Raw genomic sequence first — 15,535 nt, 5'->3', positions numbered from 1 at the left:
CATGAACAGCCAATACCGCAAGAGCCTGCCCGGCACGGCGCTGGACTACTTCGACGCCCGTGCGGCGGTCGAGGCCATCGAGCCTGGCGCCTGGGCGCGTCTGCCTTATACCTCCCGTGTGCATGCCGAGAACCTGGTGCGCAAATGCGATCCGGCAATCCTCAATGAGTGCCTGACGCAGATCGTCGAATGCAAGCGTGAGCGCGACTTCCCCTGGTTCCCGGCCCGTGTGGTCTGCCACGACATCCTCGGCCAGACCGCGCTGGTGGACCTGGCTGGCCTGCGCGACGCCATCGCCGACCAGGGCGGTGACCCCGCTCAGGTCAACCCGGTGGTGCCGGTGCAACTGATCGTCGATCACTCCCTGGCCGTGGAGTGTGGGGGCTTCGATCCGCAAGCGTTCGAGAAGAACCGCGCCATCGAGGACCGTCGCAACGAGGACCGCTTCCACTTCATCGAGTGGACCAAGAAGGCCTTCAAGAACGTCGATGTGATCCCGCCGGGCAACGGCATCATGCACCAGATCAACCTGGAGAAGATGTCGCCGGTCATCCACAACGACAAGGGCCTGGCCTACCCGGACACCTGCGTCGGCACGGACAGCCACACCCCGCACGTCGACGCCCTGGGCGTGATCGCCGTGGGCGTGGGTGGCCTGGAAGCCGAGAACGTCATGCTCGGTCGCGCGTCCTGGATGCGCCTTCCGGAGATCATCGGCGTCGAGCTGACCGGCAAGCCGCAGCCGGGTATCACCGCCACCGACGTGGTGCTGTCGCTTACCGAATTCCTGCGCAAGGAAAAGGTCGTCGGTGCCTACCTGGAGTTCCGCGGCGAAGGTGCCGCCGCCCTGACGCTGGGCGACCGCGCCACCATCTCCAACATGGCCCCGGAGTACGGCGCCACTGCGGCGATGTTCTATATCGACCAGCAAACCATCGACTACCTCAAACTGACCGGTCGCGACGACGAGCAGGTCAAGCTGGTGGAAACCTACGCCAAGCAGGCCGGCCTCTGGGCTGACAGTCTGGCTGATGCGCAGTACGAGCGCGTGCTGAGCTTCGACCTGTCCTCGGTGGTACGCACCCTGGCGGGTCCGTCCAACCCGCATCGCCGCTTGCCGGTAAGCGCCCTGGCCGAGCGCGGCATTGCCGTCGACCTGGACAAGGCTCGTGCCCAGGAGGCCGATGGCCTGATGCCGGATGGCGCTGTCATCATCGCCGCCATCACCAGTTGCACCAACACCAGCAACCCGCGCAACGTGATCGCTGCCGGCCTGCTGGCACGCAACGCCAACAAGCTGGGGCTGGTGCGCAAGCCCTGGGTGAAGTCCTCCCTGGCTCCGGGTTCCAAGGCGGTGAAGCTGTATCTGAAGGAGGCCGGCCTAGAGCAGGAGCTGGAACAGCTCGGCTTCGGCGTGGTGGCATTCGCCTGCACCACCTGCAACGGCATGTCCGGCGCGCTGGACCCGACAATCCAGCAGGAGATCATCGATCGCGATCTCTATGCGACCGCCGTACTGTCCGGTAACCGCAACTTCGACGGGCGTATCCACCCCTACGCCAAGCAGGCGTTCCTTGCCTCGCCGCCGCTGGTGGTGGCCTACGCCATCGCCGGTACCATCCGCTTCGACATCGAGAAGGACGTGCTGGGTGTGGTGGATGGCAAGGAAATCCGCCTGAAGGACATCTGGCCGACTGACGAAGAGATCGATGCCGTGGTGAAGGCTGCGGTCAAGCCGGAGCAGTTCCGCCAGGTGTACATCCCGATGTTCACCATCCAGGAAGACACCGGCCCGAAAGTCGATCCGCTGTACGACTGGCGCCCGATGAGCACCTACATTCGCCGTCCGCCCTACTGGGAAGGTGCCTTGGCGGGTGAGCGCAGCCTCAAGGGCATGCGTCCGCTGGCGGTGCTGCCGGACAACATCACCACCGACCACCTGTCACCGTCCAACGCCATCATGGCGAACTCGGCGGCGGGTGAATACCTGGCGAAAATGGGCCTGCCGGAGGAGGACTTCAACTCCTACGCCACCCACCGCGGTGACCATCTCACCGCCCAGCGCGCCACGTTTGCCAACCCGCAGCTGGTCAACGAGATGGCGGTGGTCGATGGCGAGGTCAAGAAGGGCTCCCTGGCTCGCGTCGAGCCCGAAGGCAAGGTGATGCGCATGTGGGAGGCCATCGAGACCTACATGGAGCGCAAGCAGCCGCTGATCATTGTCGCTGGCGCCGACTACGGCCAAGGCTCGTCCCGTGACTGGGCGGCCAAGGGTGTACGCCTGGCGGGTGTGGAGGCGATCGTCGCTGAAGGCTTCGAGCGTATCCACCGGACCAACCTGATCGGCATGGGTGTGCTGCCGCTGGAGTTCAAGCCGGGCACCACCCGCAAGACCCTCGGCATCGACGGCACCGAAACCTTCGACGTGATCGGCGAGCGCAGGCCGCGTGCCGACCTGACCCTGGTGATCCGCCGCACCAATGGCGAGTCCATCAAGGTTCCGGTGACCTGCCGTCTGGATACCGCCGAAGAGGTGTCGATCTACGAGGCCGGTGGCGTGCTGCAGCGTTTCGCACAGGACTTCCTCGAGTCCTCGTCGCAAAAAGCCGTCGGCTGAGGCTCGCGACAGTCCCCTCTCCCTCCGGGAGAGGGTTGGGGTGAGGGGGGGTTGCCTTCCCTCATCCGCCCTTCGGGCACCTTCTCCCAGGAGGAGAAGGGCGTTCATAGTCTTTCAGGACAAACTTCATGCCCCACGTACCTCAAGTCAAAATCCCCGCCACCTATATCCGCGGTGGCACCAGCAAGGGGGTGTTCTTCCGCCTGCAGGATCTGCCAGAGCGCTGCCAGGTGCCGGGCGAGGCCCGTGATCGGCTGTTCATGCGTGTAATCGGCAGTCCCGACCCGTACGCCGCGCATATCGACGGCATGGGCGGGGCCACCTCCAGCACCAGCAAGTGCGTGATCCTGTCGAAGAGCAGCCAGCCCGATCACGATGTGGATTACCTCTATGGCCAGGTCTCCATCGACAAGGCCTTCGTCGACTGGAGTGGCAACTGCGGCAACCTGTCCACCGCCGCCGGGGCCTTCGCCCTGCATGCCGGGCTGGTGGATCCGGCGCGTATTCCGGAGAACGGCACCTGCGTGGTGCGCATCTGGCAGGCCAACATCCAGAAAACCATCATTGCCCATGTGCCGGTGACCAACGGCCAGGTCCAGGAAACCGGTGACTTCGAGCTCGACGGTGTGACCTTTCCGGCTGCGGAAATCGTGCTGGAATTCGTCGATCCCTCCGATGATGGGGAAGAGGGAGGCTCGATGTTCCCTACCGGCAACCTGGTCGACGACCTGGATGTGCCCGGCATTGGCACCCTCAAGGCGACCATGATCACCGCCGGCATCCCCACGGTGTTCGTCAATGCCGAGGACATCGGCTACAGCGGGACCGAGTTGCGGGAAAACATCAACACAAACCCCGAGGCACTGGCCCGATTCGAGGCCATTCGGGTTGCTGGCGCCTTGCGCATGGGCCTGATCAAGACCCCGGAGGAGGCCGCCACGCGGCAGCACACCCCGAAAATCGCCTTCGTGGCAAAACCCAGGGACTATCTGGCCTCCAGCGGCAAGACGGTCAAGGCTGAAGAGGTCGACCTGCTGGTGCGTGCCTTGTCCATGGGCAAGCTGCATCACGCGATGATGGGCACCGCGGCCGTGGCCATCGGCACTGCCGCCGCCATTCCAGGCACCCTGGTGAACCTGGCCGCCGGTGGCGGCGAGCGCAGTGCCGTGCGCTTCGGTCATCCGTCGGGCACTCTGCGCGTTGGCGCCGAAGCAGCCCGAGTGGAAGGCGAATGGACCGTCACCAAGGCCATCATGAGCCGCAGTGCTCGCGTGCTGATGGAAGGTTGGGTGCGTGTGCCTGGCGATGCGTTCTAAATGATTGGTCCATGAAGAAGCCCGCGGAAGCGGGCTTTTCATCATTGATCGCGTTACTTGAGGCGCCGTTCGACGCCTTTCTCCACCAGTATCTTGGCGGAAATCTCTTCTACCGAGAAATGGGTGGAGTTGATGAAGTTGATGTTTTCGCGACGGAACAGGTTCTCCACCTCGCGCACTTCGAACTCGCATTGTGCGAAGCTCGCGTAACGGCTGTTAGGCTTGCGCTCGTTACGGATGGCGGTGAGGCGGTCGGGGTCGATGGTCAGGCCGAACAGCTTGCTCTTGTGCTGCTTGAGGGCCGAGGGCAGTTGCAGGCGCTCCATGTCCTCTTCGGTCAGCGGGTAGTTGGCGGCGCGGATGCCGTACTGCATGGCCATGTAGAGGCAGGTCGGTGTCTTGCCGCACCGGGACACACCCACCAGGATCAGGTCGGCCTTGTCGTAGTAGTGCGTACGGGCGCCGTCGTCGTTGTCCAGGGCGAAGTTAACCGCCTCGATCCGCTCCATGTAGTTGGCGTGGTGGCCGATGGAGTGGGATTTGCCGACGGAATACGAGGAGTGCGAGGTAAGTTCCTGTTCCAGCGGCGAAAGGAAGGTCGAAAAGATGTCGATCATGAAGCCGTTGGAAGTGGCCAGGATGTCACGGATCTCCTGGTTCACGATGGTGTCGAAGATGATCGGGCGGGAGCCGTCCAGCTCCGCAGCCTTATTGATTTGCTGTACGATGGCGCGCGCTTTTTCAACGCTGTCGATGTACGGTCGCGTGATCTTGTTGAAGGTGATGGTTTCGAACTGCGCCAGGAGGCTCTGGCCAAGGGTTTCCGCAGTGATGCCGGTACCGTCGGAGATGAAGAAAGCGGTTCGTTTCATTTGCGCCAAAGGCCTTAAGTCAGGAACGATTCTTGGCTATGATAGGCCGCGTTTTCAGCCAGGCCCGAGCCGGTCGGCATTGTGACGTATTTTTCTGGACCAACGCCAGAACGCTGCGGAGCTGTTCCGCATGAGCTTTTCCAACAAATAGTGGAGAGATCACCTTGGTAGAGTACGTAGTTTCCCTCGATAAGCTCGGCGTTCACGATGTTGAGCATGTGGGGGGCAAGAACGCATCCCTGGGCGAGATGATCAGCAATCTGGCTGGCGCCGGTGTTTCTGTTCCCGGTGGTTTCGCTACTACCGCTCAGGCCTACCGTGACTTCCTCGATCAGAGCGGCCTGAACGATCGCATCCACACCGCCCTCGATAACCTCGACGTGGACGACGTCAACGCCCTCGCCAAGACCGGCGCCGAAATCCGCCAGTGGGTAATGGATGCCGAGTTCCCGGAGCGCCTGGACGCTGAAATTCGCACTGCCTTCGCCGAGCTGGCCAAGGGCAACGACAACCTGGCCGTAGCCGTGCGCTCCTCCGCCACTGCTGAAGACCTGCCCGACGCCTCCTTCGCCGGTCAGCAGGAGACCTTCCTGAATATTCGTGGCGTGGACAACGTGATCCGCGCTGCCAAAGAGGTATTTGCCTCTCTGTTCAATGACCGCGCCATCGCCTACCGAGTGCACCAGGGCTTCGACCACAAGCTGGTTGCCCTGTCCGCTGGCGTGCAGCGCATGGTTCGTTCGGAAACGGGTACTGCCGGCGTGATGTTCACCCTGGATACCGAGTCCGGCTTCCGTGACGTGGTCTTCATCACTGCCGCCTACGGCCTCGGTGAAACCGTGGTGCAGGGCGCCGTGAACCCTGACGAGTTCTATGTCCACAAGCACACCCTGGAAGCCGGCCGTCCCGCCATCCTGCGCCGCAACCTCGGCAGCAAGGCAATCAAGATGGTCTACGGCGAGGAAGCCAAGGCTGGCAAGTCGGTGAAGACCGTCGACGTGGACCGCGCCGACCGTGCTCGCTTCGCCCTGACCGACGCCGAAGTGACCGAACTGGCCAAGCAGGCCCTGATCATCGAGAAACACTACGGCCGCCCGATGGACATCGAGTGGGCCAAGGACGGTGACGACGGCAAGCTGTACATCGTGCAGGCTCGTCCGGAAACCGTTAAGAGCCGCGCCAGCGCCACGGTGATGGAGCGCTACCTGCTGAAGGAAAAGGGCAAGGTCCTGGTAGAGGGCCGCGCTATCGGCCAGCGCATTGGTGCCGGCCCGGTTCGCGTGATCCACGACGTATCCGAGATGGACAAGGTCCAACCGGGTGACGTGCTGGTCTCCGACATGACCGACCCGGATTGGGAGCCCGTGATGAAGCGCGCCAGCGCTATCGTCACCAACCGCGGCGGCCGTACCTGCCACGCGGCGATCATCGCTCGTGAGCTGGGCATTCCGGCTGTCGTGGGTTGCGGCAACGCCACCCAGGCGCTGCAGGATGGCCAGGGCGTGACCGTTTCCTGCGCCGAGGGCGACACCGGCTTTATCTTCGAAGGCCAATTGGGTTTCGACATTCGCACCAACTCCGTCGACGCTATGCCTGATCTGCCGTTCAAGATCATGATGAACGTCGGCAACCCGGACCGCGCCTTTGACTTCGCCCAGCTGCCCAACGAGGGTGTGGGCCTGGCCCGTCTGGAGTTCATCATCAACCGCATGATCGGCGTGCACCCCAAGGCGCTGTTGAACTTCGCCAGCCTGCCGGTGGAGATCAAGGAAAGCGTCGAGAAGCGCATTGCCGGCTACAACGACCCGGTTGGCTTCTACGTCGAGAAGCTGGTTGAAGGCATCAGCACCCTGGCGGCGGCCTTCTGGCCGAAGAAAGTCATCGTGCGCCTGTCGGACTTCAAGTCCAACGAATACGCCAACCTGATCGGCGGCAAGCTTTATGAGCCGGAAGAAGAGAACCCGATGCTCGGCTTCCGCGGCGCTTCCCGCTACATCAGCGAGTCCTTCCGCGACTGCTTCGAACTGGAATGCCGTGCGCTGAAGAAAGTGCGTAACGAGATGGGGCTGACCAACGTCGAGATCATGGTGCCGTTCGTGCGAACCCTGGGAGAGGCTTCCCAGGTGGTCGAGCTACTGGCCAGCAATGGCCTGAAGCGCGGCGAGAACGGCCTGAAGGTCATCATGATGTGCGAGCTGCCGTCCAACGCCCTGCTGGCCGATGAATTCCTGGAGTTCTTTGACGGTTTCTCCATCGGTTCCAACGACCTGACCCAGCTGACGTTGGGCCTGGACCGCGACTCCGGCATCGTCGCCCATCTGTTCGACGAGCGTAACCCGGCCGTGAAGAAGTTGCTGGCCAATGCCATCGCCGCCTGCAACAAGGCTGGCAAGTACATCGGCATCTGCGGTCAGGGCCCGTCCGACCACCCGGATCTGGCGAAGTGGCTGATGGAGCAGGGCATCGAGAGCGTTTCCCTCAACCCGGACTCCGTACTGGATACCTGGTTCTTCTTGGCGGAAGGTCAGGCCTGACCCTTCGTTAGTCGAAACGAAAAGGGCGGGTTCGAAACCCGCCCTTTTTTGTGCAAGCAGCAATCATGCAAAGCAGTAGTGATCTCTTTCCCGTTGCGCTGATGAGCGCAGAACTCCGTGGCGACCTGACCGAAGACGTCTATCGCCTGAAGCCCGGCAACAGCCCGGACGCGAGTGTAGAACTGGTTCTGACCCGCCTTGGGCGCTTTGGCCAGGAGGATGAGCGTGGCGTACCGGTCATCCTGGTGCACGGCAGCTTTTCCAATCGGCGCTTCTGGTACTCGCCCAAGGGGCTTGGGCTCGGACCTTACCTGACACGCACCGGCTTCGACGTGTGGATCGTCGAGATGCGTGGCCACGGCCTGTCGCCGCGTAACCAGCACTACCGACGCAACCGAGTGGCGGACTACGCGCGCTATGACCTGCCAGCCATCGCTGCATTCGTTCGCGAGCAGTGTGGGCAGGTGCCGCACTGGCTCGGCCACTCGTTGGGTGGAACGACACTCGCTGCGGCCCTGGGTGGGCACTACTTGGGTGACGGAGATGCGGCGTCGGTCGCGCTGTTCGGCAGTCAGATCAGTCGTAACTACTGGCCGCTCAAGGTGCCCCCAGTGGAGTGGAGCGGTCGTCTGTTGCTCAAGCGGTTCGAGGTGCTCTCCGGGTCATGGCTCAAGCGCGGGCCCGAGGACGAACCCATCGGTCTTGCCCTGGAAAGCATGCGCTGGCACGGCCTGTTCGGTCGTTTCGGCGATGCCGAGCGGGACTGGTGGGCCGGACTGGCGGACGTGCGGGTTCCCGTTTTGGCTGTTGCGGCTGCAGGCGATCTGCAGGACCCGGCCTGGGCCTGCCGAAAACTGGTGGAGCAAGTCCCCGAGGAGAACCGTCACTTCCTGCGTCTGGCGCGGGACGCAGGGTTCAGCGACGACTTCGGCCACATCGAGATGCTGGTGAGCAAGGTCGCCGAGCGAGAGGTTTGGCCGTTGGTGGCGCATTGGCTGGGGCATCAGTCCCTGCCGGTCGCTGTTCAGGGAGCTGAGGTCGTGACGCTCTAGCTCGCTGCCTGCCGACGGTTTCCAGTTTCGGATGGCAGGAGGCTGTGCTAAAGATGGCGGAATCGCGGAGCGGTGGAGGCTCCATGTTCGTAGCGCTGGAACGACTGATCAATCTGCAGGACGGATACCGGGGTGTTTTTCAGTTTCAGGGGCGGCATTTGTTGCTGATCGTCGTTGATCAGCAGCCGATCCTCATGGAAAATCGTTGCCCACACCAGGGCGCGCCCTTGCACACCGGCACCCTCTAAGGCGGGGTGCTGCGCTGTTCCAGGCATGGCATTGCTTTCGACCTGGCCAGCGGCCGTCCGGTCAGTGCGCCTTGCCCTCCATTGCGGCGTCTGCCGCTGGCCTACGACGGCGACCGCATCGGTCTCGATCTGTAACTGCTATCAAGGAGAAGTCCATGCAATACGTTACCCCTGATCTGTGCGATGCCTATCCGGACCTGGTCCAGGTCGTCGAGCCCATGTTCAGCAACTTTGGCGGTCGCGACTCCTTCGGCGGTGAGATCGTCACCATCAAGTGCTTCGAGGACAACTCCCTCGTCAAGGAGCAGGTCGACTTGCCGGGCAAGGGCAAGGTGCTGGTGGTCGATGGGGGAGGCTCCCTGCGTCGCGCCCTGCTGGGCGACATGCTGGCCGAGAAGGCTGCGAAGAACGGTTGGGAAGGGATCGTGGTCTACGGCTGCATCCGTGATGTCGACGTGATCGCCCAGACCGACCTGGGCGTCCAGGCCCTGGCCAGCCACCCGATGAAGACGGACAAGCGTGGTATCGGCGACCTGAATGTCGTGGTCACTTTTGGCGGCGTCACCTTCCGCCCGGGTGAGTATGTATACGCTGACAACAACGGCATCATCATTTCGCCGAACCCCCTGGAAATGCCGGCCTGATTGAATGAGCCCGGCGGGACAGTTCTGAGTGAGAACTGCTGCGCTCGGTGACGCTGCGTTGAAAGCCGCCTCAAAATGCTCATTTGCAGATCGTAAACTGCGCTTTTTCGGCGGCTTCGCCTTGCCGGACCTTCGCTCGCGACGTCCTCACGCAGTCTGGTAGCCGGGCTTTTTCTTCCAAGGAGACTGAATGTTCGAGGAGCAGAACGCCCAGTGGGGGCTGGTACATGCCTTCGTGCTGGACGGGCAGGGTGGCGCCGAGCCGATCTCCCGGGAGGCGCTGGCCAACTTGCAGCTTGCGCCTGCACAGAGCCTCTGGTTGCACTGGGATCGCAGTCATCCACTCGCGCGGCGCTGGCTACGGGAGCAAAGCGGGCTGTCCGAGTTCGCTTGCGACCTGCTTTTGGAGGAAAGCACCCGGCCGCGGATGCTGGCGCTGCCCGATGACGAGTTGCTGCTGTTCCTGCGCGGCGTGAACCTGAATCCCGGCGCTGTCCCGGAGGATATGGTCTCGGTACGGATCTTCGCCTCGGCGCAGCGCATCCTCTCCCTGCGCCTGCGGCCATTGCACGCCACGGATGAGCTGATCGAACAGTGGGCGCGGGGTACCGGGCCGAAGGTGGCTTCCGAGGTGCTGCTGTACATGGCGGAGCACCTGACCGACAAGGTCGATTCGCTGGTCGCCGACCTGTCAGAGAAGGTCGATGAGCAGGAGGAGCACCTCGACAACAGCGAACGGTTCCGTCCGAACCATGACCTGATGCTGCAGGTCCGCCGCCGAGCCGCTGGGCTCAAGCGGTTTCTGGCTCCCCAGCGAGATATCTACGGGCAACTGGCGCGCAGCCGTATGCCTTGGTTCGTCGAAGGCGACAGCGATTACTGGAACGAGCTGAACAATCGCCTGACCCGTTACCTGGAGGAGCTGGAGCTGATCCGCGAGCGCATCGGCCTGGTATTGGAAAGCGAAAGCCGTCGCCAAGGTGAGCGCACCAGCCGCACCATGTACCTGCTGGGTATTACTACCGGATTTTTCCTGCCGCTGAGCTTCATCACAGGCTTGCTGGGCATGAACGTAGGCGGCATCCCCGGCGATGAGACGCGTTATGGCTTCGTCCTGGCCTGCGTATTGATCCTGGGAATTGCCGGTTTCCAGTTGTGGCTTTTCCGTCGGCTGCGTTGGCTCTGATGTGACCTGGGCGGCTCCTGTCTCGTCTAGCCGACATATCCACGCGAGGTGCGCATGCACGATCCGTTCGAAGAATCCCTGCGGGACCTGCTCAAGGCGTCACCGCAACCCGATCACGATGATGACGCCACGCTGGGTCGGGTTCTCAAGACCGCCAACCGCCAGGTAGGCGCCGGGGATCTGTTCAGTCTGATGGGCCATTGGCTCGAGGCCATGATGATCGCCCTGAACAATGGCTCGCCTCACTTGGCGCCTGTATCGCGCCGCAATGCTTCTGTCCGTTCTGCAGATAAGGCTGATTGAACATGGAATTCGACCCCTGGACTCAAGGACTCGTTAACGCCATGACCTCGGTGTGGGCACCGGTGGCGGGCTTCATTCCGCGCCTGTTCGGCGCGCTGGTGGTGGTACTGCTGGGCTTCGTGGTAGCCAAGTTGCTGGATACCCTATTGTCGAAGCTGTTGGCCAAAGTGGGTCTGGATCGCCTGATGGCAGGCACTGGCCTGACCAAGATGCTGTCCCGCGCGGGTATCCAGGTACCGGTTTCGACCCTGATCGGGAAGATCGTCTACTGGTTCGTGCTGTTGATTTTCCTCGTGACTGCTGCCGAGTCCCTGGGGCTGGACCGCGTTTCGGCGACCCTGGACGTACTGGCGCTCTACCTGCCCAAGGTGCTGGGCGCAGCCCTGGTGCTGCTGGCCGGTGTGCTGCTGGCGCAACTGGTCAGCGGCGTGGTGCGGGGTGCCGCGGAAGGTGTGGGGCTGGAGTATGCCCATGGCCTGGGCCGTATTGCCCAAGGTTTGGTCATCATCATCAGCATCTCTGTGGCCATCGGCCAGTTGGAGGTCAAGACCGACCTGCTGAACAACGTCATTGCCATCGTGCTGATTTCCATCGGCCTGGCAGCGGCGCTTGCGCTGGGACTGGGCAGCCGCGAGATTGCCGGCCAGATCCTCGCCGGCATCTATGTGCGCGAGCTTTATCAGGTTGGGCAACAAGTGAAGGTGGGTGATGTCGAAGGTCAGATCGAGGAAATTGGCACGGTGAAGACCCTGCTGCTTACCGAGGAAGGTGAGCTGGTTTCGGTGTCGAATCGTACTTTGCTCGATCAACGGGTAACCAGCCGCTAACACGACGGCTTTTCCCTGCTAATGTATGCCGCCAGACAGGGTGCGCGAACCTCGCGCCCCGGCGGCTTTTGACCTGACTGTCGGCCCGACCCGTTTTGAACAAGCCCCAATCGCTTTCCTTGCGCTATGACCCACGCGAGCTCTCTGATGAGGAGCTGGTGGAGCGCGCGCATGTCGAGCTGTTCCATGTCACGCGCGCCTATGAAGAATTGATGCGGCGCTATCAGCGCACTTTGTTCAACGTCTGTGCCCGCTATTTAGGGAACGACCGCGACGCAGATGATGTCTGCCAGGAAGTGATGCTGAAGGTGCTCTATGGATTGAAGAACTTCGAAGGCAAGTCGAAGTTCAAGACATGGCTATATAGCATCACCTACAACGAGTGCATTACCCAATATCGGAAAGAGCGCCGAAAGCGACGCTTGCTCGATGCGCTGAGTCTGGATCCTCTTGAGGAGGCTTCGGAAGAGAAAGCACCCAAAGTCGAGGAGCGGGGAGGCCTGGAGCGATGGCTGGTACATGTAAATCCCATTGACAGGGAAATTCTTGTGCTACGTTTTGTCGCAGAGCTGGAGTTTCAGGAGATCGCTGACATTATGCATATGGGCTTGAGCGCCACGAAAATGCGCTACAAGCGTGCACTGGATCGACTGCGCGAAAAATTCTCGGGCCTTTCCGAAACTTAGTTTGGGAAAAATTATCTCTTAAGGGCCGGTATGTTCTGCTAGAATTGCCGACCAAGTTGTCTGGAGATTGTTCGACAACTTCTGACCACCAATGATGGGGATTTACGGATGAAACTGAAAAACACCTTAGGCGTAGCCGTTGGCTCTCTTGTTGCCGCTCTCTCGATGAACGCGCTGGCTCAGGGCCAAGGCGCAGTTGAGGTGGAAGCTTTCGGTAAGCGTTACTTCACCGACAGTTCTCGCAGTCTCGAGGACGGCAACCTTTACGGCGGCTCGGTAGGCTACTACCTGACCGACGACGTTTCCCTGGCTCTGTCGTACGGCGAGTACCACGACATGACCTCCGACGATGCCTTCGGCGTCGACGGCCACAAAGACATCAAGGGCAGCCTGGCTTCCCTCGACGCTGTTTATCACTTCGGTACTCCGGGTGTTGGTCTGCGTCCCTACGTTTCCGGCGGCTTTGCTCACCAGAGCATCAGCAACATTCCGGATCGTTCCGGTCGTGATCACAGCACCTTCGCCAACGTTGGCACCGGTCTGAAGTACTACTTCACCGAGAACTTCTTCGCCAAGGCGAGCCTGGACGGCATGTACAACCTGGACGCCCAGGAATCCGAGTGGATGGCTGGCGTAGGCGTTGGCGTGAACTTCGGTGGTTCCACCAAGCAAGAGCCGGCTCCGGCTCCGGTTGCCGAAGTGTGCGCTGACAGCGACAACGACGGTGTTTGCGACAACGTCGACAAGTGCCCGGACACCCCGGCCAACGTTACCGTTGACGCTGATGGCTGCCCGGCTGTTGCCGAAGTCGTACGCGTTGAGCTGGACGTGAAGTTCGACTTCGACAAGGCCAAGGTGAAAGAAGAAAGCTACGGTGACATCAAGAACCTGGCTGACTTCATGAACCAGTACCCGGCTACCACCACCACTGTTGAAGGCCACACCGACTCCGTCGGCACCGACGCCTACAACCAGAAGCTGTCCGAGCGTCGTGCTGACGCCGTACGCGACGTGCTGGTTGACCAGTACGGTGTAGGTTCCGAGCGCGTGAACGCTGTTGGCTACGGCGAAACCCGCCCGGTTGCCGACAACGCCACCGCTGACGGCCGCGCTGTTAACCGCCGCGTAGAAGCTGAAGTGGAAGCCCAGGCCAAGTAATTGGTTTGAGCCTCAGAAAAACCCGGCCTCGGCCGGGTTTTTCTTTGCCCGAAGAAAGTGTCGTGCGCTGATCCGGATGAAAAAAAGCCCGGCATGGCCGGGCAAACACGACTTCGCAGGAGCGAAGAGAGATTTAGGCGCTTCGTGCCATCGGGAGGACAGCTTCGGCTGCGGCAACCTCGCCGATGACCAGGATGGCCGGGCTTTTCAGTTCGAAGGCCTGGGCGTCTGTCTGCATCTGCCCAAGGGTGCTGCGGCATTCGCGTTGGTGGGGCAGGGAGGCATTCTCGATCATGGCCACGGGCATGGCACCGGACATGCCGCCCGCCAGAAGCCCCTCGCGAATATCGGCAAGCTTGGCGACGCCCATGTAAACCACCAGCGTCGTGCCGGACTGCGCGAGAGCCCCCCAATTGAGGTTGCTGTCGTCCTGGGTGTGGGCGGTGACCAGGGTGACACCACGGCTGATTCCGCGCAGGGTGAGGGATATGCCGCAGTTGGTGGCGCCTGCCAAGCCTGCGGTGATGCCATTGACCAGTTCGCTCTCGATGCCGCGCTCAGCCAGCCATTCGGCCTCTTCACCGCCGCGGCCGAAAATGCACGGATCGCCGCCCTTCAGCCGCACCACGCACCTGCCCTGGCGCGCATAGCGCAGCATCAGGCGATGGATAAACGCCTGGGGCGTTGAGCGGCAGCCGCCGCGCTTGCCCACGCGGATAACCCGGGCATTGGGGCAGTGCTCCAGTACCGCCGGATTGACCAGGTCATCGATCATCACCACCTCCGCCTGATTGAGCGCTTTTACCGCCTTCAGGGTGAGGAGTTCGGGGTCGCCGGGGCCTGCACCTACCAGCCAGACTTTGCCGTTCATCGGGATTCTCCTCGGCGCAGCTCGCGCCCTAAATGATTCAGGTCCAGGCCAGCACGTCGTTGTTGGTCAGTTCGATCTGCCAGTCGTGCAAGGGGCAGGCGCCGCGCATGCCGGCGACCTGGCCGGGATGGGGCGCGTCACCTGCACTCAGCATCTCGATGCCGGCCACCTTGAGCTGGGTTCCCGTGCTGGAACCCTGGTAGCGCGCGAAACCGAGCATGGCCAGATGATTGGCGCAGACCTTGGCCTGCTCCATCAGCGGGGCGACCAGCCCGTAGGAAATACCGCGGTGGTTTGCGCATTCGCCGATGGCGTAGATGCGCGGGTCATAGGTCTGCAGGGTGTCGTCGACCAGGATGCCGTGGCTGCAAGGTAGGCCCGCCTGTTCGGCAAGTTCGGTGTTGGGCTTGATGCCGGCTGCCATTACCACCAGGTCCGCCGTGATCACCTCTCCGCCAGCCAGTTGCACGGCGCAAACACGGCCGTCGCCGTTGTCGATCAGTTCTTCGGTGGCGGTGCCCAGGCGGAAACGGATACCGCGAGCCTGCAGCGCGCGCAGTAGCTTCTCGCCGGCCAGCGGGTCGAGCTGCTTTTCCAGCAGCCAGTCAGCCAGATGTACGACCGTGACGTCCATGCCGCGCTGTTTGAGGCCATTGGCTGCTTCCAGACCAAGCAGTCCACCGCCAATCACCACCGCGTGGCTGTGAGTGCGGGTCGTTTCGATCATGGCGCGGGCCCCGGCGATATCGCGGTAGCCAATCACCCCTTGCAGACGGTTGCCGGGGATGGACAGGCGACTAGGCGTGGAGCCGGTGGCAATGACCAGGCGATCGTATGCGGCAGTGGTACCGTCTTCGGCGATCACCTGGCGACGCTGGCGGTCGATTTTTGCCACCTTGCGATTGAGTAGCAGATCGATGCTGTTCTTCGCGTACCAGGCCAGGTCGTTGAGGATGATTTCCTCGAACGACTGTTCGCCGGCCAGAACTGGGGAGAGGAGGGTGCGGTTGTAGTTCGGATGGGGTTCGGCACCGAACACGGTGATCTGGTATTGCTCTGGCGCAAGACGCAATAACTCTTCGAGGGTACGCACTCCGGCCATGCCGTTTCCGATCACCACCAGCTTGGATGTCTCCATGCCAGGACACTCCTGCATAAACGTCGAACAAACAAAAAAGGCGTCCCGCTGTTTCCAGCAGGACGCCTTTGTCCAAGTCCCGT

General features: G+C 62.0%; 13 protein-coding genes and 1 pseudogene. 11 read left to right on the top strand and 3 right to left on the bottom strand.

Annotated features, from left to right (window positions below; all coding sequences use genetic code 11):
• Position 1 precedes the first annotated feature (1 nt).
• Entirely contained in the window at positions 2-2,617 is a 2,616-nt protein-coding gene (acnD, locus tag G559_RS0108400; RefSeq protein ID WP_028627797.1) for a Fe/S-dependent 2-methylisocitrate dehydratase AcnD, read from the top strand.
• 128 nt (positions 2,618-2,745) lie between these two features.
• Positions 2,746-3,933: a 2-methylaconitate cis-trans isomerase PrpF gene (gene prpF / locus G559_RS0108395; protein ID WP_028627796.1), complete on the top strand. Its 1,188-nt coding sequence runs from the start codon at positions 2,746-2,748 to the stop codon at positions 3,931-3,933.
• Positions 3,934-3,986: 53 nt separating this feature from the next.
• On the opposite strand, the gene ppsR is transcribed toward prpF, so the two are convergent.
• A complete protein-coding gene (ppsR, locus tag G559_RS0108390; RefSeq protein WP_028627795.1) occupies positions 3,987-4,805 on the bottom strand; it encodes a posphoenolpyruvate synthetase regulatory kinase/phosphorylase PpsR in 819 nt (272 codons plus the stop codon).
• 164 nt (positions 4,806-4,969) lie between these two features.
• Here ppsR and ppsA point away from each other — a divergent pair, with 164 nt between their 5' ends.
• From ppsA to G559_RS0108345, 9 genes are all read left to right on the top strand, one after another.
• Complete coding sequence (gene ppsA / locus G559_RS0108385; protein ID WP_028627794.1) at positions 4,970-7,339, top strand: phosphoenolpyruvate synthase; 2,370 nt, start codon at positions 4,970-4,972, stop codon at positions 7,337-7,339.
• A 65-nt stretch (positions 7,340-7,404) separates the two neighbouring features.
• Positions 7,405-8,391, top strand: a complete 987-nt coding sequence (locus tag G559_RS0108380; RefSeq protein WP_028627793.1) for an alpha/beta fold hydrolase — start codon at positions 7,405-7,407, stop codon at positions 8,389-8,391.
• Positions 8,392-8,474: 83 nt separating this feature from the next.
• Positions 8,475-8,639, top strand: coding sequence for a Rieske 2Fe-2S domain-containing protein (locus tag G559_RS30880; protein WP_245586482.1), 165 nt, complete (start codon positions 8,475-8,477; stop codon positions 8,637-8,639).
• A gap of 155 nt (positions 8,640-8,794) precedes the next feature.
• Complete coding sequence (rraA, locus tag G559_RS0108370; protein WP_028627792.1) at positions 8,795-9,283, top strand: ribonuclease E activity regulator RraA; 489 nt, start codon at positions 8,795-8,797, stop codon at positions 9,281-9,283.
• Between the two features lie 190 nt (positions 9,284-9,473).
• Positions 9,474-10,469: a zinc transporter ZntB gene (locus G559_RS0108365; protein ID WP_028627791.1), complete on the top strand. Its 996-nt coding sequence runs from the start codon at positions 9,474-9,476 to the stop codon at positions 10,467-10,469.
• Between the two features lie 48 nt (positions 10,470-10,517).
• On the top strand, positions 10,518-10,772 hold the full coding sequence (locus G559_RS0108360; RefSeq protein ID WP_169338769.1) for a CrfX protein: 255 nt from the start codon (positions 10,518-10,520) through the stop codon (positions 10,770-10,772).
• 2 nt (positions 10,773-10,774) lie between these two features.
• Complete coding sequence (locus G559_RS0108355) at positions 10,775-11,599, top strand: mechanosensitive ion channel family protein (RefSeq protein WP_028627789.1); 825 nt, start codon at positions 10,775-10,777, stop codon at positions 11,597-11,599.
• Between the two features lie 95 nt (positions 11,600-11,694).
• Complete coding sequence (sigX, locus tag G559_RS0108350; RefSeq protein ID WP_028627788.1) at positions 11,695-12,285, top strand: RNA polymerase sigma factor SigX; 591 nt, start codon at positions 11,695-11,697, stop codon at positions 12,283-12,285.
• A 108-nt stretch (positions 12,286-12,393) separates the two neighbouring features.
• Complete coding sequence (locus G559_RS0108345) at positions 12,394-13,443, top strand: OmpA family protein (protein ID WP_028627787.1); 1,050 nt, start codon at positions 12,394-12,396, stop codon at positions 13,441-13,443.
• A 133-nt stretch (positions 13,444-13,576) separates the two neighbouring features.
• Here the strand turns inward: G559_RS0108345 and cobA are convergent, their stop codons facing one another.
• Entirely contained in the window at positions 13,577-14,314 is a 738-nt protein-coding gene (cobA, locus tag G559_RS0108340; RefSeq protein WP_028627786.1) for a uroporphyrinogen-III C-methyltransferase, read from the bottom strand.
• Between the two features lie 136 nt (positions 14,315-14,450).
• Positions 14,451-15,452 (bottom strand): annotated as a pseudogene (locus tag G559_RS28690) (NAD(P)/FAD-dependent oxidoreductase); the annotation flags it as partial.
• Positions 15,453-15,535: the final 83 nt, after the last annotated feature.

This window comes from Metapseudomonas resinovorans DSM 21078 (assembly GCF_000423545.1).
Classification (GTDB): domain Bacteria; phylum Pseudomonadota; class Gammaproteobacteria; order Pseudomonadales; family Pseudomonadaceae; genus Metapseudomonas; species Metapseudomonas resinovorans.
Note: the sequence above shows the minus strand (reverse complement) of the source record. Positions and strands in the feature narration are given on the sequence as shown.